The organism is Sporosarcina sp. FSL K6-1508 (assembly GCF_038007465.1).
Lineage (GTDB): Bacteria > Bacillota > Bacilli > Bacillales_A > Planococcaceae > Sporosarcina > Sporosarcina psychrophila_B.
This window is the reverse complement of the sequence record NZ_JBBOXF010000002.1, coordinates 1-24,277: the sequence shown is the minus strand read 5'-3', so window position 1 is coordinate 24,277 and position 24,277 is coordinate 1. Positions and strand designations below refer to the sequence as shown.

The following is a 24,277-nucleotide window of genomic DNA, read 5'->3' as shown; positions in this document are numbered from 1 at the left end:
GAGCGTGCCCACAATGATTAGCAAGATAATACTCATTATATTATTTACACTCATGGTTTTCAACGGAGTATACAACCAATACAAAATGCAGGATGATATTGCAAAACAAAATGCGTTTCAAGTTGTATCAAATTTCGTTAACAACGTACGTACAAAAGGCTACATCTCGCCAACAATGATAGAGGATTTTGAAAGAGACTTGCAACTTGGCTCTTATTTGTTTAAGACGGAGTTTAAACATCAAAAAAAAGTATACACACCCGTCTATACAGACCCAACCAATCCGGCTTCTTTTACTGGCGAGTATGTCGTTGATATGGATGAATACTATAAAACGCAAATCATGGATTATTTATTTGAGGAACCTAATAGCATTCCAAAAGCCGAACGGAAATACCTAATGACTGAAGGTGATTTCTTCTACGTTGAAGTACAAAATATGACACGAAGTAACGCGATGATGTTGTTTGATGCGTTTACGAATAATACTGAGGGCGATGGTGTCTTCATCTTTATTCCGAATGGAGGAATGATTTTAAATGAAGATTTCTGATTTCATATTATTCTATCTAATCATCACTTATCCGTTAAATGTTTTTACTGAATGGAGATCAGAAGACGCAAATACATTTGCACAATTGAATTATCAATATAACAGTGCGATGACTGTTGCTAGCCAAGATGCAGCCAATCAACTGCGATTGAACGTAAAGCCTAACTATGAGTCGGGTTATGACTCAAAAAAGTTTTCCCGAATCAATAAGGAACCTGCTTATGACACTTTTATGCATTCGTTATCCTTGAATTTTGGAACAGAAGATGATGTGACAAAAGATTTAATGGCTCGCTATGTACCCGTTTTCGGCATCTTGGAATATGACGGCTTTTCAATGAATGTCTATGAGACGTATAAGAACGGGCAAGAAAATCTTGTGGATCGTGTATGGCTACCAAAAATACCGTTCGCCCATCAAGATGGCTATGGAAATATTATTAAGTTTACCCTCGATGAATTTGTAACGGTCTACGATGCAGCACTGAGGGAGTGGATATCCGGTGAAAGAAAGGAATTGTTACGTGATCCCGAAATCACTATTGAACTATTGAAAGATGCCGACTTGTTTGATCAAATCCGTAGGGACACCATTGTAAACGTGTTACAAGAAAACCTGGCATATCAGATCAATGAACATAATGTCTATGCAAGACAACTCGGAATTACATATACATTCGCTTTACCCCTCATACCGCAAGAGGACTGGTATAACACGGTAGATGATGTCAGCATCTTTGCATTCCTTCAAGGTTACCCATATCACCGTGCGGGCGGTACATTCAATCAGTTCGCTTTGGCAGGAAGTCGTTTAATAAAACAGGATTCTTTTCATGCGACAACCCTCAATAGCAAGAAGGTATTTTATGCGGAGTCATGTGGGTTCGATTATCCAGTCTTAGAAGTCTATCCATCAAAGAAAGCTGCAGCAAAGGCCGGCTACTTCGAATTGTCATGTCTGAATCAGTAAACGAATGATTTCAGTGCCTATTTTACAAGATTGATAAACAGCAAATTCGGGTTTTTCTTAGTACTAGTTGCAATTCTAGTAATCAAAGGTCTTCGCAGATATTTTACTACAAATGAAGAAGCCAGTGAATTGGTAAATTCCCTGTTTGCTGGTACGTCCGAACAAGCACCTGAGCATTTCATCGTACTTATAGCGATCATTGTAATGTTTTCTTGTTTGACTTTTTGGACGACTGGTTTGTTCATATACGGTAAAAGGATATTGAAAATGAATTTCTTTAACACAATTTTGATTCTCGGACTGGCAGATACGGTCATGATGTTAGTTTTTCCGGAAGTTACAGTAGCTGTGCTACGTGCAGTTATGTTGAAGGAGAAACCAAAATTAAGATGTTTGCCTATTAATTCGCTGAACTTCATACGCCGCCCCACACAATTAAATATAAAGGAGGTGATGCAAGAGAGAGAGAACGTCACATCTCACGAACCAGGCGTACATGACTAGAAAATATCGTCTGAAGTCAGTAATGCATGCTCCAAAGTCTTACATAGGTTCCTGGCTAAAAGGTCAGAAAACAAATCATAGGAGGAATTACACATGAATAACACTGAAAAACTGAAAGCAGAAAGCATCTTGAAGAAAATGAAAAAAGTCGCGTTAACAGGTACCGCACTTGCGATGATGGCCGGTGTTTTCGCTACAGGCGGCACACAAGCATTTGCCAATGAAAGTACAGATGAAACACCAGTCCTCATTTCCTCACCACTCGAAACAGCTGAAGTACAAGAAGATTCGAAAGAAGAGGCTGTAATCACGCTTGATTCCTTCCATACAAACAATGATGAAGTTCGCCGCTCCGCTATTGAAAAGGCATTTGGCATTGAATTAGATGTGAAAGATGTATGGGCTGATAAGTATAACGAAGATCAAACTTACACGTCCCATGATGCATTGAAAGTTCTCGATTCTTATGCGATGAATGCTACCCGCCAAGAACTAATCCAATTCGGAATACGCACGAATATTTGGGAGCCTTATGATGCTCTATCTGCAATGGAAAGCCCCGCATTCTATGAATTCATAGACGGCAAATTCGTAAAAAACAAATTTTATTACGGTGCACGAATTGAATCTCAGATTCGTAACGGAAACGCTATACGGACAAAAGACCTTAAAACTGAAGACCAAGAAGTTGTCAATTCTGAAGCCGATAGTTCAGAAGTTATGGAAGTTACAAGAACATTCTTTGAAGAACTAATCGAAGACTTCAAGAATGCGCCTGGGGTTACTCCGTACGTTATTGGGTTCAATAGCAATCCATCTTCTGCAATCGAATTTGGAGTTGAACAACCAGGACTCGAATTCTACAACAGTAAATGGAACCATTCAGACGTAATGATGCATGGCAGATTTAGTCCTGAAGGACAACAAAAACAAGCAGAAAAAGCACTTGAAGCTCAGAAAGCAGAAGCTGAAAAGGAAGCTCAACATGAAGCAAATACGGAAACTCCAGAACAACCGACAGATGCAGACAAACCAACAGCTTAATTATCATTGGTGAGAAATGATGCCCTGCATGTCTTATATGGAACAAGCAGGGTATCGGTTCATCCCGTATCCTGTTTTTAAAATCAAGAGTTAGCTCTTACATTTTGGTGATGATTCTCTTCTTTTAGATTGGAGATAATCGTGTATCTTTCCGAATAATAATTATTAAAAATCGTATAAGATTTTCTTGCCTCGTCGCTAAAATGTAACAGCTATGCGAGGAAACGACGAATGAAATTGAAAAATAATAAGTAACAGTAAAAAGGAGCCTATTATCCATGCCAAAACAAGAAAAGCCAAAAACGAAACACCCTATTAATGTGTTGAGCAAGCAAGCACTTTCAAAAGTTGCGCTTGCCGCCTCTATCGTCTTACCAATTTCAACATATGCACCAATGATCAGTTCTGCAATGGAAAGCCAGGATCCTAATTTGTTATCTGATGACACAAACGATAAAAATTTCAATGAAAAAGAACCGATATTCCATGTATCTACAGAAGAAGCAACTACTGAACCGGTCCTTGTTACCATTGAATATCCTGAAGATTCCGTAACGAATGAAGTTCGAATCAATAAGGGGGATTGGTTCGTTTACGATGGCCCGTTGACATTTGAAGAAAATGGGACGCTTGAAGCACGAGGAACGGATGTAGAGGAAAATGAAACAGTGATTGCTTTCCTTGATATTACGAATGTAGAGCTTGAAGTAAAAGAGGATATCGAAGAGGTTGATGCGCCGCCCGTACAACAGGAAATTGTTACTGCAGAAGGGATTGATATAACACCTGAAGACGAACTGGTTGCTCCTGAAGTAATTGAACCTCCTGAAGACAATGAGGATGACACAGAAGTCAAAGAACCCGTAGTCGAGGAGGATAGAAAACCAGTTGGACCTTTTATTGAAGAAGAGGATAAGCCGACCATAGAAGAAGGTACGGATCCGTCAGATGAAGAGCAGCTAAAACCGACGCCTCCGATTGCGAAGCCTGTTCTAAATGTTGATACAGGGGATGACTCGGTAGAAGTTGAAATCGACTATCCGGAAGCTGCTGATATCCGTCAGTACCGCTTTACACTTGTGAATGGTAAAACTGAAGGATGGCTGAAATATGAAGGACTCCTGTCGTTTACGGTAAATGGTCTATTAGAAGCTCAATCCATTGATGCAGCTGGAATTGAATCTGAAATTTCATCGCATGCCATTACCAATATGGTCCATGCTGAAGAAACGGTTGAAGAAAAGCCACTTATCACATTGGATACTGAAGAAGCGACAAAGGAACCGGTACTTGTCACGATTAACTATCCTGAATCGTCGGTTACCCGTGAATACCGCATCAATGGAGGAGAATGGATAGCCTATGTGGATCCATTCACAGTGAAAGAAAACTGCGTAATTGAAGCACGCGGGTTTGATGTGGAGGGCAAAGAAACATTAATTGCTACTCAATCTATTACAAACATTGAAGCCGTTACAGAAGAACAGCCGGTAATCAGTATAGGTGAAGAAGATTCTGAAAGCCATACAATACTTGTTACTATCGAATACCCGGAATCATCTATTACCCGTGAGTACCGCATCGATGGGGGAGAATGGGAAACATATGATGCTCCGTTTACCGTTAAAGAAAACTGCTTAATTGAAGCACGCGGAATAGATAATGATGGAAATGAAACATTAATTGCTTCTCATGCTATTACTACTATTGAGGCGGTTTTTGATGAACAACCAGTAATCAGTGTTAGTGAAGAAGATCCTAAAACTCACACTGTTCTTGTTGCGATTGAATACCCGGAATCGTCCGTTATTCGTGAATATCGTATTAACGGCGGAGAATGGGAACCATATGAATCGCCCTTTACTGTTAAAGAGAACTGCCTTATAGAGGCACGGGGGATAGATAATGATGGAAATGAAACTCTAATTGCTGAGCTACCAATTACGACTATTACAGTGTCAGAAAACACAGCACCTGAACTCAATTTATTTAACTCCCAGGCCCACATGATGATGTTCATGAGCATGATGTCGTCGACTACACAATCGGTAAATTTTAGTACACCCGAAACTACCGAACAAACGCAAATCTTTAAGACCAATTTAGCTGGAATGTCAAAATTAATTAGTGTCATTGCAAATACAGGGACTGTCGAAATTCTTAGTGTGAATGGCGAAGAAGTAACTGTAAAACTATCGGGCGGGGTTAGTACGAAACAGGTACAAACAGGTGGAACATTCACTCCTGCTAGTACACAAACCGAGACAGACTCTCAAACTAATACCACAAATAGTTTCCCAGCTACAGTAGTTAAAAATGGGGTGACAATGGTTAAAGATGGAGCCCCAGTACAAGCTGTGATCAGCGGTACATATACACCGGCTGAATCTAAAACTGTAACAGATACCGTAACATACTTGGCCAAGCAGGAAGTACTTCCTTCCCAGTATAGTGGTAATCCCTCAGTATATGAAGGGGTAACAACATATTACTCTTGGAACCAAACGGCGGCAGTAAAAACGACTCTAGCTAATCCTACCCCTTCAAAAGCTTATAATTCAGGCGGCTTTTCAGCAACATTACCTTTAGTCAGTGACGCTTATGCTTATATGCAAACGGCAGCATATTCGACATCAGGTCGTTGGTTTGCTACTGGTCCGAATCAATTCGTAACTGACCATATATACCACACATCAACTTATAGAGGAACAGCTACCAAACCTGCAGTTGACACACGTAAATACAGCTACACTCAAAAATATAAAGGTACAAAAGTGATTCCTGAATCCGATACACGCACTTATGCAGACTACTACAAATATGACTTAACATTTGACTATGATACAAACACTGCACCAGATGTTTCATTACCAACAGGAATGCAAGTAACCTCACTAATAACGCCTTACAATACAATTAAGTTTTTAGGGACAGCGTTCGATGAAGAGGGCGATGAGATGAAACTAGTCGTGTCTGTCGTCGGTGTACCTGAACTACAAAACATTGAAATTCCCGTAGATGGTGATTTCGATGAAGAAATTGAATTACCATCAACACTAACGGAAGGAACATATACGGTTAGTGTCTATGTAGAAGACGAGTGGGGAGACAAATCACCAACCCAAACATTTGAAATTTATGTTGATACAACGCCGCCAGTTATTTCCATTGGGGGAGTTGACGAAGGTCAAAGCTATCAAGACTCAGTAACACCGAGCGTTCATGTTCGCGATGATGTTTCAGATAATGTATTGAAAGAAATTACACTGAATGGGGAGCCGTATACACCCGGTTCAGCAATTGATACCCAGGGTGATTATACATTAGTTGTTATCGCCACAGACCAGGTAGGGAACAGTTCGACTGAAACCCGAACATTTACGGTAAATACCAAACCAGAAATCATCGGTTCTATTCAGGATACAAGTCTTGCTAAATTTGAAGAAACAATAATTGACCTTGCAACTTTGTTCAATAACCCGCAGAACGGAGAAATGACCTTTGAGGCGGAAGTTGCTGATTCTAGTGTAGCAACGGCAACAATTAGTGGTTCCATCTTGACTGTCACTGGAATGAAACAAGGTAGCACAACAATTAATATTAAAGCAAAAAATGCGACATCTTATTCTGTAGTATTGCCGATGATGCTTACTGTTGATAATGCTGCACCAGCCATTACCCTTGACGAAGACACTTGGTCGCTTGTCGGTGATGGTGATAGCTTAGTCGTAACAGGAAAAGTCACGGACGTTGATAAGGATGCTCAATCAATCACAGGAACGCTGGATAATCTTAGCGCAACCACATCTATTCCTGCGACGTCTGACGAAACTGATCCATGGCAGCTCACTTTCGAAACATTTAATTTAGCAGTAGGGGTACATGGACCACTATCTGTACAAACAACGGATGAATTTGGTTCAACTCATACGGTTGCACGCACGAAACCAGTTGTCCGAGTGAATGGGGATGCTGCTGGATACCAACCGATTATCAATGATTATGAAAACGATATTGGCAACAATGCAAATGACTGGACTGAATCGACACATAAGACACTTTTGGACGCGTACTCCGCTATGCAAGACTTGACATCATCAAACACGACATCGGGTAATCTAAGCGATGGAAAAGCAGCGATTCCCTTATTAAAAAAGATTGAACAGGATCTTCCAGCCTTATTCACGGGCAGCCTGTTCGATGCTGGTTATGATTATAAAGCGATTTATCAACAGGTAATGAACCAAAGTTTACAAGCTGTCATTCCTTACAATCCTCGTGCTGAAGGGGAAGTGATTGGATACGATACTCATTTCGCGCCAACGTGCGTCCTGGAACATTCCTATCACTACGATAGTTATGATGCAAAATATAGCACGTTGAAATATACCCGTCCAAAAGAATGTGCAACCTGTCCGTTACAACATGATTCACTTTGTCAAAAAACGTATAAAATCAGACAGTCAGTGGACGTACGAAAGTATACTTTCCCAGCGAGAGGGTCAAAACAGTGGACTGAACTGTATAAAGAACGTACAGCTGTCGAACGCGTCAATGCGTACTTAAAAGAGTACTTCGGCCTTAACAATGTGCGTCATCGGACTGGAAAGAAAGCAAAGCTTCATTTTCAGTTGGTGACGCTTGTTTATAATGCCTCGAAAGTAGCCGCGGATCGGATTAAGCTGAAATTGAAACACCAGTTATTACAGGTAGCTTAAATAAATCAGTATTCAATTAAAAAATTCGAAAAAATATCAAGGGGATACCCCGCGAATTTTTAAAAACGTTAATTATGAAATTAACTCATATAGGTTAATGCTAAATATATACATAGAAAGTAGTGAACTTTGGATGAAGAACCGACAACATTATAAGGGGTTAATAAGGAAAAATAATATAGCAGGAGGAGTGAAGCCTTCTGACGGTAAAAACGTTCCGGATATACCTGATTTGGTAATTGAATACGCCGATTATATAATTAAGCGAGACACAAAAAAGACATGTCATGATACACTCCATTTATAACCGACAAAAGTTAATAAGGAGAGTGTATCAGACATGTCCTACATCCATCTAACTTTCATAGAAGAATATCATTTCTTTGATCTTTCTGGACGACACATATCTAAAAAAATAAAGCGTGGTCACGAAGCCATCTATCGAGTTCTTAGACAGCTTAAAAAGGGCTTTACTGCACTTGATATTTACCTTCGATATAAAAATAATAAATCAAATTGCGGCTACCTAAAGAAATGGATTTCCGTCCTGTCTTACAGGATTATATCTCTAGTGTTGCTTTACGTAGAAACTATATACCTAGAAAATCATTGGATTATCAGACACCTATTGAGTGTTTCATGAGTCACATGGACGAACATGTTGATAAGGATATTCTGTCTCGCTTAATTTGACAAACCAAGTTTTAATTTTCATTTCATTTATTTATTTGCCGAATAATTATGGACAAATGCTGTTAATCTATTCAGCGTATCCGGATTTACTTCCGGGTAAACACCATGACCAAGATTAAAGATAAATCCTGGGTCAATCATCCCTTGGTCTAATATCATTTTTGTCTGTTCTTCAATTACATTCCAAGGTGCAAGTAGGATAGAGGGGTCTAAGTTTCCTTGTATAGTCTTCGTTATGCCTAACTCTCTCGCCTCTTTTATTTGTATACGCCAATCAAGGCCTATAACATCTAATGGTAAATCATGCCACTCCTTCACTAAATGACTCGCCCCGACTCCAAACATCATAAGAGGTACTTTTTCTTCTTTTAAAGAAAGAAAGATTTTTTCCATTGTTGGTTTTGTGAAAATACGGTAGTCAGCCGCACTAAGTTGACCTACCCATGAGTCAAATATTATTATTGCCTTTGCTCCAGCTCGAATCTGAGATTTTGCATATGTAATTGTCATATCCGCTAGTTTATCCATTAAGGCAAACCATGCTTTATTTTCACTATACATAAATGCTTTAGTCTTATAATACTAAGATAACCTTAGTTTCTTCTACAAGTATTGTTGAGGGTAGTGCACACGATGTTCTACTTAAAGATAGTCGTCAGATATTGTAACAAATGGGCACTGCTTGTTTATAATTTCCACCTTGTTGTTAACAGGGTGCGTAGGTGTAGAAAAAGAAAAATCTTCACCACCAAAGTGTATAGTAGAGGATATTGTGAAAAATGCAATTGAAATTGAAGACGAAAGGGAAGCCCTTTTGGACCCACTGGAGAAAAGAATGAGTGACACGATAGAAATGTGTAATCGATTATTAACGCAACAACTGCGTACAGCGATAGACGAAAGTCAAAAACAACTTAAGTAGATTTGCGAATATTTTTTTGTGAATATTTGTCTATTATTAATGTTAACATAACAGTAGCCCTCAGAAGCCGGAACATTGAACTGGGCATCGTTCCTGAAATGAGGATTTGAATAAATAGATTAAAGTCGAAGAGGGGTTGCATTCTGCAGTCCCTCTTCTTGGTAATTTTACATAGCTAATAATCTACTAGTTTCATCCTAATTGTTGCGAACCATTGAACCACACGGATTTGATTGACAAGGTATCAGAAATATTAGTGATTGGATCACCGTTTATGAGAATAAGATCAGCACGTGCACCTTCGGTGATTCGGCCGCGATCATGTAGACGAAAGCAACGGGCCGGTTTGGTAGTAGTCGACTGAAGAGCTTCGATTGGAGTGAACCCGGCCTTCACCAGTAGCTGCATTTCATGGTGGACACTTGCACCATGAGCAAGGCCACCAAGGTTCGGAACGGGAACCGGTGCGACATCCGTCCCTACCAGGATATCAACTCCGGCACGGTGAAGATCCATCACATTCATAAAGCTGTTCTCCATATTGCCTTGTGGGAAGCTGCTTTCGATGAAAAAGCCGTTAAGACGTGGGCGATGACCAATCATGATCTTAATATAGTCGGATCCATTCTCCACTCCAGGTGGTCACCCAGATGAATTACTGCCAGATGGAGATGAAATACCGAACCCTTAGATTACAGTACTTAGAAGCCCTTTTAAACATGTTTTCGGTGAACTATAAAGAGGGGAGTCTAGTCCCAAGTGCAAAAACACTTCGACTGGACTCTTTTTCTTTTTATTTACAGTAGATACCACAGCCCACGATCATTCAATTCCAGTACCGTGCGAAAACAATAGCAACGAATGGTAAGTCATTTAATTAACTCAAACAATTCACTTTACTAATATAATTGACAAAAAAATAATTATTATGTATCATTTGAATTATATAGTAAAGTCTGACTATAAAACTACAAAAAGGACTATTTTCTAACAGAATATGTTCTTTATTGTCACGATTGGAGGCAATTATTAAATTGGCTGAGAATGGGCAAGTAATAGTATTATTCGGAAGTACTGGGGACCTTGCAAGAAGGAAATTGTTTCCTGCAATATTTGAACTTTTTAGAGAAAATAAGTTATCAATTAATACTGGTGTATTATGTTTAGGTCGAAGTGATTTAAGTGCTGAACAGTTCAATCGTATGTTACTACAATCACTATTACAGCAAATTGAAGAAGAAGAAGAAAAAATAATAAAGTTATATGAATCTTTTATTGAACATTTCACCTATTTCTCTATAGACATTGTTACTGAACGAAATTTTAGTAAGTTAAACAAAATAATATTTGAAATGGAAGAGAAATTCAAATCCAATGGAAATAGATTATTTTATTTATCAGTTTTCCCTGAGCATTTTAAAAAAGCTAGCGCTAATATTAAGAATTATGGACTCTTAACAGATAAAGGATGGAACCGTTTAATTATTGAGAAACCTTTTGGTTATAATTTAACTTCAGCAATAGAACTAAACAGCTATTTAGAAACAATATTTAATTCGAAAGATATATTTAGGATTGACCATTTTCTTACTAAAAATATCATAAATCAACTATTAACAGTAAGGTTTAACCCAGATATAGATCCCTTTTGGAATAATGATTATATAGAGAAAATAACAATCAATTTAAGTGAGAGCATAGGAATCGAAGATAGGGGACGATATTTTGATTCAAGTGGAACTTTAAGGGATATGGTACAAAATCATATTCTTCAAACCATTGCTCTCTTGACAATTGACGTACCAAGCGAGAATGAAGATATAAGTGAAAAGAAATTAAAAGTTATCAAATCACTGCAACCATTTACTCCAGAAGAAGTAAATAAATATATTATTAGAGGGCAATATGTTGCTGGTAACATGGATGGAAGTGATTTAATTCCTTATGAAAAAGAATGCCATGTTAAAAATTCTTCTATGACGGAAACTTTCGTGGCTGGAACTTTATTCGTTAATAACAGTAGGTGGTCTGGAGTGCCCCTAAGGTTTAGAACAGGGAAAAGACTACAAACAAAAACTTCTCGCATTGAAGTTAGTTTTAAAAGACCAACCAAGTTATCTATCTCCGAGGATTCATGTATATCTATAGTATTTGATGAAAATAAAAAGATTCTAATAGAACATGAAAATAAGATTGTTTATCACACATTTCCTGAAAATTCTTACGCAAACTCACTGTTAAATGCATTGTCAGGGAACCTACAATTTTTTGTAACATGGGAAGAGACAGCCGCATCTTGGAAATTCATTGACCAGATTACTAATGCTTGGGAATTAGATATAGACAACCTTATTTATTATGAAAGTGGAACGAATGGCCCGACTATTAAGGGGAATTTTATTGAATAATAAAACAACTGAAAAATTACCATTTAGAAAATTAGGATTGTTTGAAGGTTTTACTATATTTAGTGCAATTTCTAAATTTGGGAACCAACTTTACTACTTTGTAATTCCGCTTTATATCTATGAAATTACTGGTTCTGGTTTTGCTATGGGATTAGGATGGGTATTTCAAACTATTCCTTATCTGTTCACGCCATACATAGGTAAATTGATTGACACCCTGGATAAAAAAACAATATATATAGTCGCTGGATTATTACAGTTTATACTAGTCTTATTAATACCAATAATTATCACATTAACTGGTATTGAAAGTGTTTTGATTATATATACATTTAGTTCGCTAGTCCAAACTGCAGGCGTTGCCTCTAATATAGTTAGCGATTATTCATTTGTGCCAGACTTCAAGAGAACCGAAGATACGGCGATTTGGAACAGCTATTATATTACGATTAATAATATAGGTCGTGTTGCTGGTCCAGCTCTAGCAAGTGTTTCTGCTGCATTGCTTGGTTACCTATCCACATTATATATAAATAGCTTAACTTACTTATTATCAATTGTTTTTGTGCTAATATTTGTGCCTAAAATGAATCCTATAGTCGCTCCCAAAATAAAAATCTCTGATGGTCTAAAGGTTGTTATAAGTAATAAGATTCTAAAGAATATAGTTATATCTTCTATATTTTTGAATCTAGCAACTGGCGGAATGATTGTAATGTATCTCTTCTTAATGAAGAGTTATTGGAACCTGAATGAAACAACCATAGGTATTATCATGAGTTCTTCTATTCTTACAGGCATAATTGGATCAATTTTAGGTGCCAAATTATTTAAGTTTAAAGCAATTAAAACAAAACTCTCTTTTTGGACACTTTTACTCTTAATACTCATGGCACCTTTAATAAGTCTAAATCCATATGCTGCTATCATAGGTTTTATATTTAGTTCTCTATGTATTAATGCGATAAATGTAATCTTTATGTCTTTTAGACAAGAAGTAATTCCCTCTGAACTTATTGGGAGAACCAATGCCTTTATTAGAATGATATTACTAGGAGTAGTTCCTATATCTTCAATAATATTAATGTCGCTTGGAGAATCGGACTTTAAGAGACTCCTCGGCTTTTATATAACAATCTTAATCAGTCTATCTTTTATTACTCTAATTGTAGGAAATAAAGAAGAAAATAAAATTCCAAAGGGTGAATAATGTGAGTATATTAATTCTAAATCGTTTTTCAGATAATAGTGCTAAATATTATGAGTGGCTAAAGGACCTTAATGAACCAATCGTAATGTTGTGCGATGAAGTTAGGAGAGACCTTATAGATACTAGGTATGATGAGCAATACTACTTTAGTAATTGGAGGACAAATGGAAACTTAGAGAGTATAGCTATTGAATTGCATAGTAAATATAATTTTAAAAGAATAATCTCATTTTCTGAAACAGATTTAATTAGGGCAGCAATGCTTCGAGAATTATTAGGAGTACATGGACAAAACGTTAAAAGTGCAAAAGCTTTTAGGGATAAAGTATTCATGAAGCAAATACTAAAAGAAAAGGGAATAAGGGTTCCAAAGTTTAAAAAGGTAGAACATCCAGCAGATTTGTTGAATTTCTGTACAGAGAACGGATTTCCAGTTGTTTATAAACCAGTTGATGGGGCTGGGTCAGAAAATACAGAGATTTTGTATACTTGGGAAGATGTAAAACACGCATTAATAAGCACTGCATTCAAACCATTTCAAGTAGAAGAATTTATTGAGGGAGATATGTACCATATAGATGGACTATGGAATAACGAAAAAATCGAATTTCTAGTAGCCTCTAAATACATAAATGGATGTTTAGCTTATAAAGAAGACAAGTATTTAGGTAGCTTTATTTTAGATGAAGATAACATTTTACATAATAGGCTATTAAAATATACATCAGAAGTCATGGAAGCTTTACCATCACCACCCGCATGCCCTATTCATGCAGAAGTATTCGTAACTCCAGAGGGGAAATTATACCTTTGCGAAATAGCTAGTAGAGCAGGGGGAGCAAGAGTAGTAGAAACAATTAATAGACTCTTTAACTTTCACATATTAAAAGAGGCTACCCTGGCGCAATGCAGTATAAATTATATTCAAAAAGAAAAAAAGAGAAGTCATTTAAATTCTGCTGGATGGGCTTTGGTTCCTCCTAAGAATGGCATGCTAAAAAAGATGCCAGCCAGTATAGAACATGAAAAAGTAATTGAGTTTTTGTGCAATGCTAAAGTAGGTGATAGGTTTAATAATGCATCCAAATCAGTTGATCATATATTGTCAGTTATAGTATGTGGACAAAATGAAAACGAAGTAGAAAAAAATATTAATGAATCTGTTTCGTGGTTAAATGAAAATACACTGTGGGAAAGCGTGGAAAATATATGAGAATTTTATTTAGCCATTCTTACAGAACAGGCTTAATTTCCAAACAAAACAAATTCCTAATTGAGATAATGTGTTACGAAGATGCTTCTAATGATGATATCCAAAGTGCTGATAAAATATATTATACGACTAGAAAAAATCGAATGAAAGATCTATTAAATATTATTGAGTTAGATCCACCTGATATTGTTATTTTAAATGGTGCTATGGATAACGAATGTCTAGAAGAGGTTTCATATAGAGAATCAATTATTAAAAAAGGCATTAAAGTTTTTGGTCATTCAGAGGAAGCTACAAAGCTTTGTTTCAATAAAAAAGATACAATAAATTTCTTGAAAAAGATTCATATTCCTACCATACCTTCTCCAAATTTAAAAGAGGGTGATAAAATATTACCCGTAGTTGCAAAGCCACCTGAATCCTGGGAGGGTTATGGTATAAAAATCCTTACCACCATGAATGAGGTCCAATTAATAACTGATGATTATGTACTTGAGAAGTTTATTAAAGGCGTTGAGTTATCTGTACAGGCTATATGCAATAAGGATTCGATTGTAATATGTCCACCTGTTTATAAAGGGGTTACTAGTCTAAAAATGGTGCACCCACTTAAAAAACTTAGAGTGTTCCCAAATCCATGGAACGAAGAGATTAATAATTCAATAATTGAAGCTTCAAGTAGAATAGCTAGGGAATTGAACACCGAAGGTATTATTGATATAGATTTTATAATTCAAGAAGACACTTTTTTTGTAACTGAAATTAATTGTAGAGCATCAGGAGTAACAAGAATGGTAAGCCTCGGCGGAATAAATGCTTATGACATAATACTACAAATACTAAATGGTAAAAAATTTGATTTATTACCGTTAGTTAGTTTCGCAGTAGAAGTACCTATAAGATATCAATTAAACGATAATGAAGTTGAGTTGTTAATGAATTTGGATTTTGTTGATTATATTTTTATTCGACCCGATGGAAATGGTTTAAGACAAAGAGTTTTATTAAAAGGGGAGACTTTGGATGAAATTGGAATGCACGTAAAAGAAATTTTCTCTTTAATAGCTATAGATGAACCGGAATTAGAAGAAATATTAACCTTATGTGAAATGAGGGAATCTTATGAGTGATAACAAAGTTATTAACGTTTACGAATCTGAAAAAGAATTAGAAATTTGCCATGAAGGTGAAGGGTTTATTAAAAAGAAAAGAGCATTTTCTTTTGAAGATTTCGAATCCTCATTAGACTTTATTGATTACATAGAAATACCACCGAAAGCAAAAATCGGTATACATCAACATGATTTAAATGAGGAAGTATATTTTATTGTTTCTGGTACAGGTATGATGCACTTGAACAATGGCCAAGAAAGAATAATAAAATCAGGAGATGTAATCGTTAATCCCGTATACGGCACACACGGATTAGTTAATAACTCAGAAGACGAAATGAAGGTCTTTATTTTTCAGGCCTCCCTTTAATAATTCAAAAGAAAGAGGTATATATGATTTGAAAGCTTTAAAAACTATATTAGTCAAAGATAGCTCAGTCTTAGAATATGATGTTATTCTTACAAATAAAATTTTCGATATTGAGAATAAAACCATTAAAAATTATTGTTACGGAAAAAAAATTCTTGTCGTCCTAAGCGAAACGGTAAATAAATTATACTCAAAATATGTAATAGAATATTTTGAGTATAATTTTAAACAACAATACAAAATAATAGTTATCCCAACAACTGAATATAATAAAAATATTGAGAGTGTAAGCAACATTTGCAAAGCGGGTAAGGAATTCTGCCTGGATAGAAATTCATTGATGGTAGCAATAGGGGGAGGAATTTTATTAGATATGGTAGGATTCTCTGCTTCAATGTATAAGCGCAGAATGGATTACATAAAGATTCCTACTACTCTCCTAGGTCAGATTGATGCAGGAATCGGAATAAAAACAGGCGTAAATTTTGAAGACTCGAAAAATTTCTTGGGTTCTTACCATCCTCCCATTGCAACAATTAATGATATCAAACTTCTTGAAACATTACAGAAAAAAGAAGTATTATTCGGATTAGCGGAAATAATAAAAATGGCAATTGTAAAGGACTCTATTCTATTTGAACTCATTGAAAGTAACTCTCAAAGTTTAATTAAGTATAATTTTCAAGAAAAAAATGATATTCCACATAAAATAAATGAGCGTTCAATTTTAAGAATGTTAGAGGAACTAACGGGAAATTTTCTTGAACATAACTTAGAAAGACTTGTTGATTTTGGACATACTTTCAGTCCATTTATAGAAGGTTTCACCAATTATAAAGTTTCTCATGGAGCGGCCGTAGCTTTAGATATAGCAATTTCTACTGAACTTAACTATATAAAAAATGGGATTAGCAAAATCGATCGTGATAGAATTTTAAATTTGATTTTAGATATCGGTTTACAAATTTATGACGAAAAAACTTTCATTCCCGATTTAATGTGGGAATCATTACAGAATATTCTATTACACCGTGGTATGAATCTAAACCTTGTTGTTCCAATAAATATTGGAGAAGCAACATTTATAAAAAATATTAAAGAAATAAGTCCTCAATTGTTAAATCAAACCTTTACGAGTTTAAATAAAATTCAATCACTTTTTTATGAAAAGGAGGTTGTAATGGTTTGAGTGACTTTATTGTTATGGATATTGGCGGTACCTCTTTTAGAACCGCTATATACACTAAAGATGGAGAAATTAGAAATATATCAAATGAACCATCAGACAACTATATAATTTCCACAGATATAAGAAATATTAGAAATAACTTTGTGAACAGGATTGTTTCAATTGTTAAAAGTTATATGAAAATCGACGGTTATACAATTAAAGGTTTAGGTATTTCTTTTCCGGGTGTTGTCGACACAGAAGGAGTAGTTACTAGCGCGGCTACTTTATGGGGATCGACTAATGATAAATTCCCTCTTTTACAAATTCTCAAAGAAAAGTTAGATGGGATTAATATTGAAATAATTAATGATATTACGGCTGCAGGTTGGAGATATATAAATCGTATAAATGATAACTTCTGCATAATAACAGTTAGTTCAGGCATCGGAAATAAGGTTTTTTGGAATAGGGAAGTACTTTTGGACAAAGAAAATATGGGTGGAGAAATTGGCCATTTCTACTATGGTGGTAAATACAAAAAGATGCTATGTGATTGTGGACATGAAGGTCATATAGGATCAATTTCTTCCGGTCGAGGTGTAGAAAATTTAGCCAAATTGTTAAGTATAGATAACTATGACCTTTATAGTAAGTCAATCTTCTATCTTCAAAAAAATATAACAACACATGATGTTATTCTCGGTCTCACTAAAAACGATCAGTTTTCGTTATTAGTTTTAAATGAAAGCATAAAACCCTTAGCTAAAGTAATTTCTTTTTTATATTCAAGTATTGGTTTATCTAAATTTATTATTATCGGTGGGTTTTCCCAAGCTGTAGGACCAATATATATTAAGCTTCTCAGAGACTATTTTATAAAATATCAGAACTTTAATATTCGTGAAGAAGAAGTTGCAAAAATGATTGTTTTTGGTGAAAATGATGATTTTCACGGTCTTATTGGTATAGGTCTGTATTTAACTCACAAGAATACAAGTATATCTATTAGTTAGTTAATGGGAAGGAATGTGTATAAATTGATTAAGAATGCTAATTACGTTGACTATTTAACAAGTAATGTTCATCCTAGCCTTGATGCTTCACCTGTTGAAAAGGGTGAAGGTATGTATTTTTGGGATATTTCCGGAAAAAAATTCTTGGATTTTTCAAGTCAAACTTTAAATCTATTATTGGGTCAATGTCACCCGGCAGTTGTGGATGCTGTAGTCAAACAAGCTAAGTCACTAACGTACGTTTCAAGTCGGTTCGGTTCGACATCATATTATGAAGCATGTAAGTTACTAGTGGAATTAGCACCACCTTTGCACACTAGAGTTAATATTAAAATGTGTGATGGTTCTGATGCCAATGAAACTGGAATTAAAATTGCCAAGAAGTTTACTGGAAAAAGTGGAATTATATCATTTTATAAAGGACACACAGGACAAACTACTCAAACACTTAATATCAGAGGATATGGTAGAGATCCAAAAACTTTAAGGGGTTCAAATGAAGATGTAATATTTGTAAATCCACCAAAGTGTGAGCAAGACGGAGATTGGAAGGATACCATTAAAGAAATACGTGATGCAGTTACTTTCAACAAAAATATTGCATGTATTTTGTTGGATCCGATTATGACTAATGCCGGACTTTTGGTAAATCAGCAAACAAAGGAATATCTTCAAGAAGTACAACAAATTTGTTCTGAAGAAGGCATAGTATTTATACTAGATGAGAACCAAAGCTTTGGTTGGGTTCCAAGTTACTTTGCTACAACTTATTTTGATATATCACCAGATGTAATTACATTAGGGAAAGGTTTATCAGGTGGACACCCTCTAGCTGGTGTGCTTGTAAAAGAACATCTGAAGGATGTATTGTCATATAATGAAGCCGATTTTACAAATGGGGGACATCCCATTTCCTGTGCTGCCACAAAAGCAACATTAACTACATTAAAAAATGAAGATTTTGATATTTCTGGTAAAGAAAATTATATTTTTAAAAAGATGAATTATTTAATATCGAAGACTGCCATTAATATTAAACACAGAGGCGTAGGGCTAATCCATTCATTAGAAATTATAAATACTACCGATCAGCAGGTAAATGAGGAATTAGCAAAATCTATATATGATGACTGTCTATTAAATGGTATATTTTTAAGACTTTATAATAACTGTTTAATTATCAAACCTCCGATTATAGTAAATTATGAGCAAATTGATGAGTTGTTTGGAGTGTTAGAGACAGCTCTTAATAAATGGAGGAATTAATATGAAAATAGAAAAATTCATAGATTATAAGGGGTTTTTCCTTCCAGAAATTTTTGATATCAATACTACACCCTGGGAAGTATTAGAATATGTAAAAACATTTTTTCTGCATGATATAAAAAATTACGAACATTTTTTCTTGAAAAATAATTTTATTCGAAATGCAGACGGATTTGAAAATATAGCAGAACCTGGAGCTTATATTAATGAAAATAACTTAATTATAATAGGAAAAGGTAGCAAGGTAGAATCCGGTGCTTATATCAAGGGACCAGCAATTATAGGTAGAAATGTAATTATTCGCAGTGGAGCATATATAAGAGAAAATGTGATTATTGGTGATAACTGTGTTATAGGTCATGCTACTGAAGTCAAACATAGTATTTTATTAAATAATGCAAAAGCACCTCATTTTAATTATGTTGGAAATTCAATAATAGGAAATAATGTAAATCTCGGAGCTGGTGCAATATGTTCTAATATGAAGTATCTACCTTATGGTGGAGACATTGATGTAAAAATAGACAATATTAAAGTATCAACAAATTCAAGGTATTTTGGTTGTTTAATAGGTGATAATTCAAAAATCGGTTGTAATGTTGTCATTAATCCTGGATCGTTAATTGGTAAAGGGGTAATCACATATCCCACTATTCTTATTAGGGGAAATATTGAGGAAAATTCCTTAATAAAAGATACTCAAAACATAGTAAAGATTTCAGCAAAACACAATTATTCATTCTAGGAAGGATAGATTGTTATCAAAAAAAAATTAAACGTAATCCTAGTTGGATTAGGTAAAATGGGTTTAATATGGATTGACACTATAAAAAGGAGTAACCAAGTCATTTGTGTTGGTTACGTGGAAAGTAATAATGAGTTACTAAACCGTATAGGAAAAGAATACGGAATCCCAAGAGAACTCTTATTTAGTGATTTAAGGGTTGCAGCACAAAATAATAGTGCTGATTTTATTATTAATGTTACTCCTCCTGCGACTCACAAAGCTGTAAGTTTTACAGCTTTTGAATATGGCCTACATGTGCTAAGTGAAAAGCCTGTGGCAGAGTCACTTGAATCTGCAATAGAGATTCTTAATTATGTTAATACAACAAATCTTAAATATATGATAAGCCAAGACTATAGATTTACTAACGGTTCACGAACAGTTTCTAACCATCTGAGAAATAAACAAATAGGTTCGATAGGACATATTGATTTAAGATTTAATCGAAACCCTTCATTTGAAAAAGGTAATTTTAGGTTAACTGAATTAGATTATCCTATGATTATCGATATGAGCATACACCATTTTGATTTAATGAGGTATTTTATGCAAAAAAACCCCAAGAGTATAACAACACGAAGTTACAATCCGAATTGGAGTAAGTATAAAGGGGATGCAGCACATTCTATGATTATTGAATGTGAAAATTTTCATATTAACTATAGCGGTTCTTGGTGTGCAATTGGTCCACAAACCCATAGAGCAGGCACATGGCAAATTGATGGCAGCAGTGGGAGTATGACTTGGGATGGAATGAATTCTATTTATGTTAATAAAACAAATACAACAACAAAAAGAGACGTAATACCCTTGATAGATTTAAAATGCCAAGCACAAGATTATTCTCTTACTGAATTTGTGGAGGCAATTACAAAAGACAGAAATCCTGAATGCAGTATACACGACAATATTGTTTCATTTGCAATGGTCTTTTGTGCTGTTGAATCTGCTAAAAGAGGAGAAGAGGTTTTTCTGGAAGAGATATTGACTAATTTTATGGAAAGGAGTTCATTATAATGCAATTTTCAATTTGCTATGGTGCTTATCCCACTAAAGATGTTTTCTATCATCTCGAAAAAGTTAAAGAGCACAAACTTGATGGGTTAGAATTTTACAGATGGTGGAACTTGGACGTTGTGAAAGTTGAAAAGGAAATTAATAGGATTGGGGTTGGTTTTAACTCCATATGTACTAATTATATTAGCTTAGTAAATAAATCAAATAGAGAAGAATACAAAAGTTGTCTCTTAAAGACAATAGAGACCGCTAAGAGGTTAGGAGTTAGATCAATAATTTCTCAGACTGGCGATTTCCTTCCAGGCGTCCCTAGGGAGATACAATTGAGTACAATGATTGAAACTCTAAAGCAATGCTCTTCTTTTTGTGAAGAGTCGGGTATAGTCCTTGAAATTGAGCCACTAAATTCTTTAATAGATCATAAAAATTACTTTCTAACAAAATCATCTGAAGCTGTTGAAGTAATAAAAAATGTAGATAGTCCAAACATTAAAATTTGTTTTGATATATATCACCAACAAATTTCAGAAGGAAATATCATTAACAATATAACGGAATACTTTAATTACATAAATCATTTTCACTTTGCAGATAATCCCGGTAGAACAGAACCGGGAGTAGGCGAGTTAAACTATTCAAATATTTTAACAACAATAAAAAATAATAATTTTAATGGGTTTATCGGATTAGAATGTAAGTACACTAAAAATACAGATAAGTGCATTGATGATTTTAAACAAAAATATATTAATAAAATATTAAAGGAGAAAATATGCATTATATAACTGACCGTGAATACGCAGTTAGTATATTGGAATGGGCAAGTCTTCAGAATCCTGGGCGATGGGTAGACCATTCACATTATGTTGCACAAGCAGCAGAAACCATTTCTATTGCAATGAAACAAACTGGATTTGATATTGACCCAAATAAAGCTTATATATGTGGCATACTTCATGATATTGGGAGGTATAAGGGATTTACAGAATCCGTTCTTCACTCTTACGATGGTTACTTACTGTTAAAGAAAAAGGGGTATGAAGGAAATGCGAATATATGTATTTCCCACTCATTTCCAATAAAAACAGAACTTATTGAAGCAGTAAATGGATGGGCTACAATACCTGATCCTATAAAGAATGAAATGATCGAAATAATGAATAATATTGAATGGACTATATATGATAAATTATTGACACTATGTGACGCCTTAGCGGAAGCAAACGGATTTACTATCATTGAAAGGAGACTTGTGTCAGTTGCAATAAGAAATGGAACAACTGAAGATGTCCCGAAACATTGGAAAGGATTTTTTGAAAATATGCAAGAAATAGAAGCGATTATTGGTTGTCCTGTTTATTCTCTTTTCCCTGGTATAGAGAAATCTATTTATAAACCAATTAATTTGTCAAACTAATTTTAAAAGTTACAAGCGCGTTAGGACGTTGGTTTCGTTGACATCTTATTCACTTTCTTCACGGCTTGAGGACATTGTTTTATGTTCAATGCCATGAAACTCTCAACTGTTTAAACGAACTCTCTTTCAATGTCACACGATCACATTAAAACGGAGTAGTTCTTAGATTTTCTTTCTCCGGTTCAATATAATATACATTCGTGTCTCTACTGTAGGACACGAATGTATATTATATTTTGTACTTCTAATTTGAGCATTAATTGGATTAAATCAGTTTACACTTTCATTTCTGCCATCTTATATTTCATCAGCGGGTGCGCCATTCTTTAACTGATTACAGCCACGAGAATGTACCACTCATGCCATGTTTTTTACCACCAAGTGACAAGGATTGTACCAGTGAGTGACAAAGCCTTTACCACTTCATACCTTTTGTATAATTAATGAGCACACCTATGGTGTGACATTGCTTATACAGGAGGTTTTTTGCATGATTCATTATCGAAAGATATTGGAATTACATGCCGAGGGGATCAGTTTGAGGGGCATTACCGCAAGCACGGGGCACTCTCGGCAAAAGGTGACGGAGGTCATCAATCTAGCTGAAAAGAAAGGACTAGTCTGCCCTTTAGAGGAGGTAATGACGAGTCAGTGGATTGAAGAGTTTTTATTTCCAGAGAAAACTTTAGAATCTTCGGGACGACAGCCACTGAAATTTGACTATATTCATAAAGAGCTAGCGAGGCCAAATGTAACACTTTCGCTTCTCCATCATGAATATGAAGTTGAGTGCCGAACGAATAATAAGATTCCCTACTCGTATCGCAGTTTTGTATGTCATTACAGTAAGTATGCAGACAAGTACAAAGCCACCCTGCGCATACGTAGAAAACCAGGCGAGATTATGGAAGTCGATTGGGCAGGATCCACAGCTTTCATCATTGATAGGGATACCGGTGAAAAGGTAAAAGCATACGTTTACGTTGCGACACTGCCGTGCAGCCAGTTAGCGTATGCAGAAGCTACCTTATCTATGGACTTACATTCATGGATTACAGCCCATAATCATGCGTATGAGTATTTTGGTGGCGTTACACAAATCGTAGTTCCAGACAACCTTAAAACAGGCGTGACAAAGCATACATCGCGCGAATTAGTCTTGAATCCTACGTACAAGGAAATGGCAGACCACTACGGCACCGTTGTCATGCCCGCACGTGTTCGGACACCGAAAGATAAGGCAAGTGTAGAAGGCTCAGTAGGTGTTATTTCTACATGGATTATTGCGGCATTAAGAAATTCACACTGCTTCAGCCTTGATGAATTGAATAAAGAAGTTCGGGTAAAGTTGGATGAGTTTAATCAACGACCTTTTACTCGTAAAGAAGGGTGCCGTTTTTCGGCATTTGAAGAAGAGGAGAAATTTGCGCTTTCTCCTCTTCCGTTAACACCTTACAAAATATCAGAATGGAAAACAGCGAAAGTACGTCCAGATTATCACATCTCTGTTGAAAGCATGTTTTATTCTGTCCCATACGAGTATATCAATCAGCAAGTCGAAATTAAACTATCAAATGACTTCGTTGAGATCCTTTTCAACCATATGAGAGTGGCTTCTCATAAACGATTGTATGGGAAGTTTGGTCAAGTGACCATATGCCAGACAATCACAAATTATTCGTAGACCAAACATCTGAAGCAGGAATAGAGTGGGCTGAAGGTATCGGTCCATCAACCTTGAAAGTCGTTCGCTATATTTTAGATACTTATCAAACTGAAAAGCAGGCATTACAATCTATCTTTTCATTAAAAAAATCAGAACATCGTTACACAAAATATGAAATTGAACGTGCTTGTAAAAATGTGTTTTCAATTACAAAAAGACCTAC

General features: G+C 35.5%; 18 protein-coding genes and 6 pseudogenes. 22 read left to right on the top strand and 2 right to left on the bottom strand.

Features of this window, described 5'->3' with window-relative positions; genetic code table 11:
- Nucleotides 1–4 precede the first annotated feature (4 nt).
- From MKZ11_RS24135 to MKZ11_RS24110, 7 genes and pseudogenes are all read left to right on the top strand, one after another.
- Nucleotides 5–553 (top strand): hypothetical protein, encoded by a 549-nt coding sequence (locus MKZ11_RS24135; protein ID WP_340797127.1) that lies wholly within the window; start codon nucleotides 5–7, stop codon nucleotides 551–553.
- Nucleotides 540–1,523 carry a hypothetical protein gene (locus MKZ11_RS24130; protein WP_340797126.1) on the top strand — a complete coding sequence of 328 codons (984 nt, stop codon included), beginning with the start codon at nucleotides 540–542 and terminating at the stop codon, nucleotides 1,521–1,523. Before MKZ11_RS24135 ends, MKZ11_RS24130 begins: the two co-directional genes overlap by 14 nt.
- Nucleotides 1,524–1,553: 30 nt before the next feature.
- The gene (locus MKZ11_RS24125) at nucleotides 1,554–2,027 is read left to right on the top strand and encodes a hypothetical protein (protein WP_340797125.1); all 474 of its coding nucleotides are present in this window, start codon (nucleotides 1,554–1,556) and stop codon (nucleotides 2,025–2,027) included.
- Between the two features lie 93 nt (nucleotides 2,028–2,120).
- Nucleotides 2,121–3,071, top strand: coding sequence for a hypothetical protein (locus tag MKZ11_RS24120; protein ID WP_340797124.1), 951 nt, complete (start codon nucleotides 2,121–2,123; stop codon nucleotides 3,069–3,071).
- Nucleotides 3,072–3,349: 278 nt separating this feature from the next.
- A pseudogene (locus MKZ11_RS25125) lies at nucleotides 3,350–6,208 on the top strand (hypothetical protein); the annotation flags it as partial.
- A 912-nt stretch (nucleotides 6,209–7,120) separates the two neighbouring features.
- Nucleotides 7,121–7,789 (top strand): annotated as a pseudogene (locus tag MKZ11_RS24115) (transposase); the annotation flags it as partial.
- 522 nt (nucleotides 7,790–8,311) lie between these two features.
- A pseudogene (locus MKZ11_RS24110) lies at nucleotides 8,312–8,482 on the top strand (IS30 family transposase); the annotation flags it as partial.
- 27 nt (nucleotides 8,483–8,509) lie between these two features.
- On the opposite strand, the pseudogene MKZ11_RS24105 reads toward MKZ11_RS24110, so the two are convergent.
- Nucleotides 8,510–9,064 (bottom strand): annotated as a pseudogene (locus tag MKZ11_RS24105) (uroporphyrinogen decarboxylase family protein); the annotation flags it as partial.
- A 121-nt stretch (nucleotides 9,065–9,185) separates the two neighbouring features.
- On the opposite strand from MKZ11_RS24105, the gene MKZ11_RS24100 reads away from it, so the two are divergent.
- A complete protein-coding gene (locus tag MKZ11_RS24100) occupies nucleotides 9,186–9,404 on the top strand; it encodes a hypothetical protein (RefSeq protein WP_340797122.1) in 219 nt (72 codons plus the stop codon).
- Nucleotides 9,405–9,596: 192 nt separating this feature from the next.
- Here MKZ11_RS24100 and MKZ11_RS24095 read toward each other — a convergent pair.
- Nucleotides 9,597–9,965: pseudogene (locus tag MKZ11_RS24095) on the bottom strand (amidohydrolase family protein); the annotation flags it as partial.
- A 473-nt stretch (nucleotides 9,966–10,438) separates the two neighbouring features.
- Between MKZ11_RS24095 and MKZ11_RS24090 the strand changes: the two are divergent.
- The 14 genes and pseudogenes from MKZ11_RS24090 to MKZ11_RS24025 form a co-directional block, all read left to right on the top strand.
- Nucleotides 10,439–11,812, top strand: a complete 1,374-nt coding sequence (locus MKZ11_RS24090) for a glucose-6-phosphate dehydrogenase (RefSeq protein WP_340797121.1) — start codon at nucleotides 10,439–10,441, stop codon at nucleotides 11,810–11,812.
- On the top strand, nucleotides 11,805–13,022 hold the full coding sequence (locus MKZ11_RS24085) for an MFS transporter (RefSeq protein WP_340797120.1): 1,218 nt from the start codon (nucleotides 11,805–11,807) through the stop codon (nucleotides 13,020–13,022). Before MKZ11_RS24090 ends, MKZ11_RS24085 begins: the two co-directional genes overlap by 8 nt.
- A gap of 1 nt (nucleotide 13,023) precedes the next feature.
- Entirely contained in the window at nucleotides 13,024–14,235 is a 1,212-nt protein-coding gene (locus tag MKZ11_RS24080; RefSeq protein WP_340797119.1) for an ATP-grasp domain-containing protein, read from the top strand.
- Nucleotides 14,232–15,365 (top strand): ATP-grasp domain-containing protein, encoded by a 1,134-nt coding sequence (locus tag MKZ11_RS24075; protein ID WP_340797118.1) that lies wholly within the window; start codon nucleotides 14,232–14,234, stop codon nucleotides 15,363–15,365. Before MKZ11_RS24080 ends, MKZ11_RS24075 begins: the two co-directional genes overlap by 4 nt.
- A complete protein-coding gene (locus MKZ11_RS24070) occupies nucleotides 15,358–15,717 on the top strand; it encodes a cupin domain-containing protein (protein WP_340797117.1) in 360 nt (119 codons plus the stop codon). The genes MKZ11_RS24075 and MKZ11_RS24070 overlap by 8 nt, the downstream gene beginning before the upstream one ends.
- 28 nt (nucleotides 15,718–15,745) lie before the next feature.
- Nucleotides 15,746–16,906 (top strand): sedoheptulose 7-phosphate cyclase, encoded by a 1,161-nt coding sequence (locus MKZ11_RS24065; RefSeq protein WP_340797116.1) that lies wholly within the window; start codon nucleotides 15,746–15,748, stop codon nucleotides 16,904–16,906.
- Nucleotides 16,903–17,901, top strand: a complete 999-nt coding sequence (locus MKZ11_RS24060; RefSeq protein ID WP_340797115.1) for an ROK family protein — start codon at nucleotides 16,903–16,905, stop codon at nucleotides 17,899–17,901. Before MKZ11_RS24065 ends, MKZ11_RS24060 begins: the two co-directional genes overlap by 4 nt.
- 24 nt (nucleotides 17,902–17,925) lie before the next feature.
- Entirely contained in the window at nucleotides 17,926–19,167 is a 1,242-nt protein-coding gene (locus MKZ11_RS24055; protein ID WP_340797114.1) for a class-III pyridoxal-phosphate-dependent aminotransferase, read from the top strand.
- A gap of 1 nt (nucleotide 19,168) precedes the next feature.
- Entirely contained in the window at nucleotides 19,169–19,912 is a 744-nt protein-coding gene (locus MKZ11_RS24050; protein ID WP_340797113.1) for a hypothetical protein, read from the top strand.
- A gap of 9 nt (nucleotides 19,913–19,921) precedes the next feature.
- On the top strand, nucleotides 19,922–20,971 hold the full coding sequence (locus tag MKZ11_RS24045; protein WP_340797292.1) for a Gfo/Idh/MocA family protein: 1,050 nt from the start codon (nucleotides 19,922–19,924) through the stop codon (nucleotides 20,969–20,971).
- Nucleotides 20,971–21,756 (top strand): TIM barrel protein, encoded by a 786-nt coding sequence (locus MKZ11_RS24040; RefSeq protein ID WP_340797112.1) that lies wholly within the window; start codon nucleotides 20,971–20,973, stop codon nucleotides 21,754–21,756. Before MKZ11_RS24045 ends, MKZ11_RS24040 begins: the two co-directional genes overlap by 1 nt.
- A complete protein-coding gene (locus tag MKZ11_RS24035; RefSeq protein WP_340797111.1) occupies nucleotides 21,744–22,388 on the top strand; it encodes an HD domain-containing protein in 645 nt (214 codons plus the stop codon). The genes MKZ11_RS24040 and MKZ11_RS24035 overlap by 13 nt, the downstream gene beginning before the upstream one ends.
- Nucleotides 22,389–22,878: 490 nt before the next feature.
- A complete protein-coding gene (gene istA, locus MKZ11_RS24030; protein WP_340797110.1) occupies nucleotides 22,879–24,072 on the top strand; it encodes an IS21 family transposase in 1,194 nt (397 codons plus the stop codon).
- Nucleotides 24,045–24,277, top strand: a pseudogene (locus MKZ11_RS24025) (IS21 family transposase); the annotation flags it as partial. The gene istA and the pseudogene MKZ11_RS24025, both read left to right, overlap by 28 nt.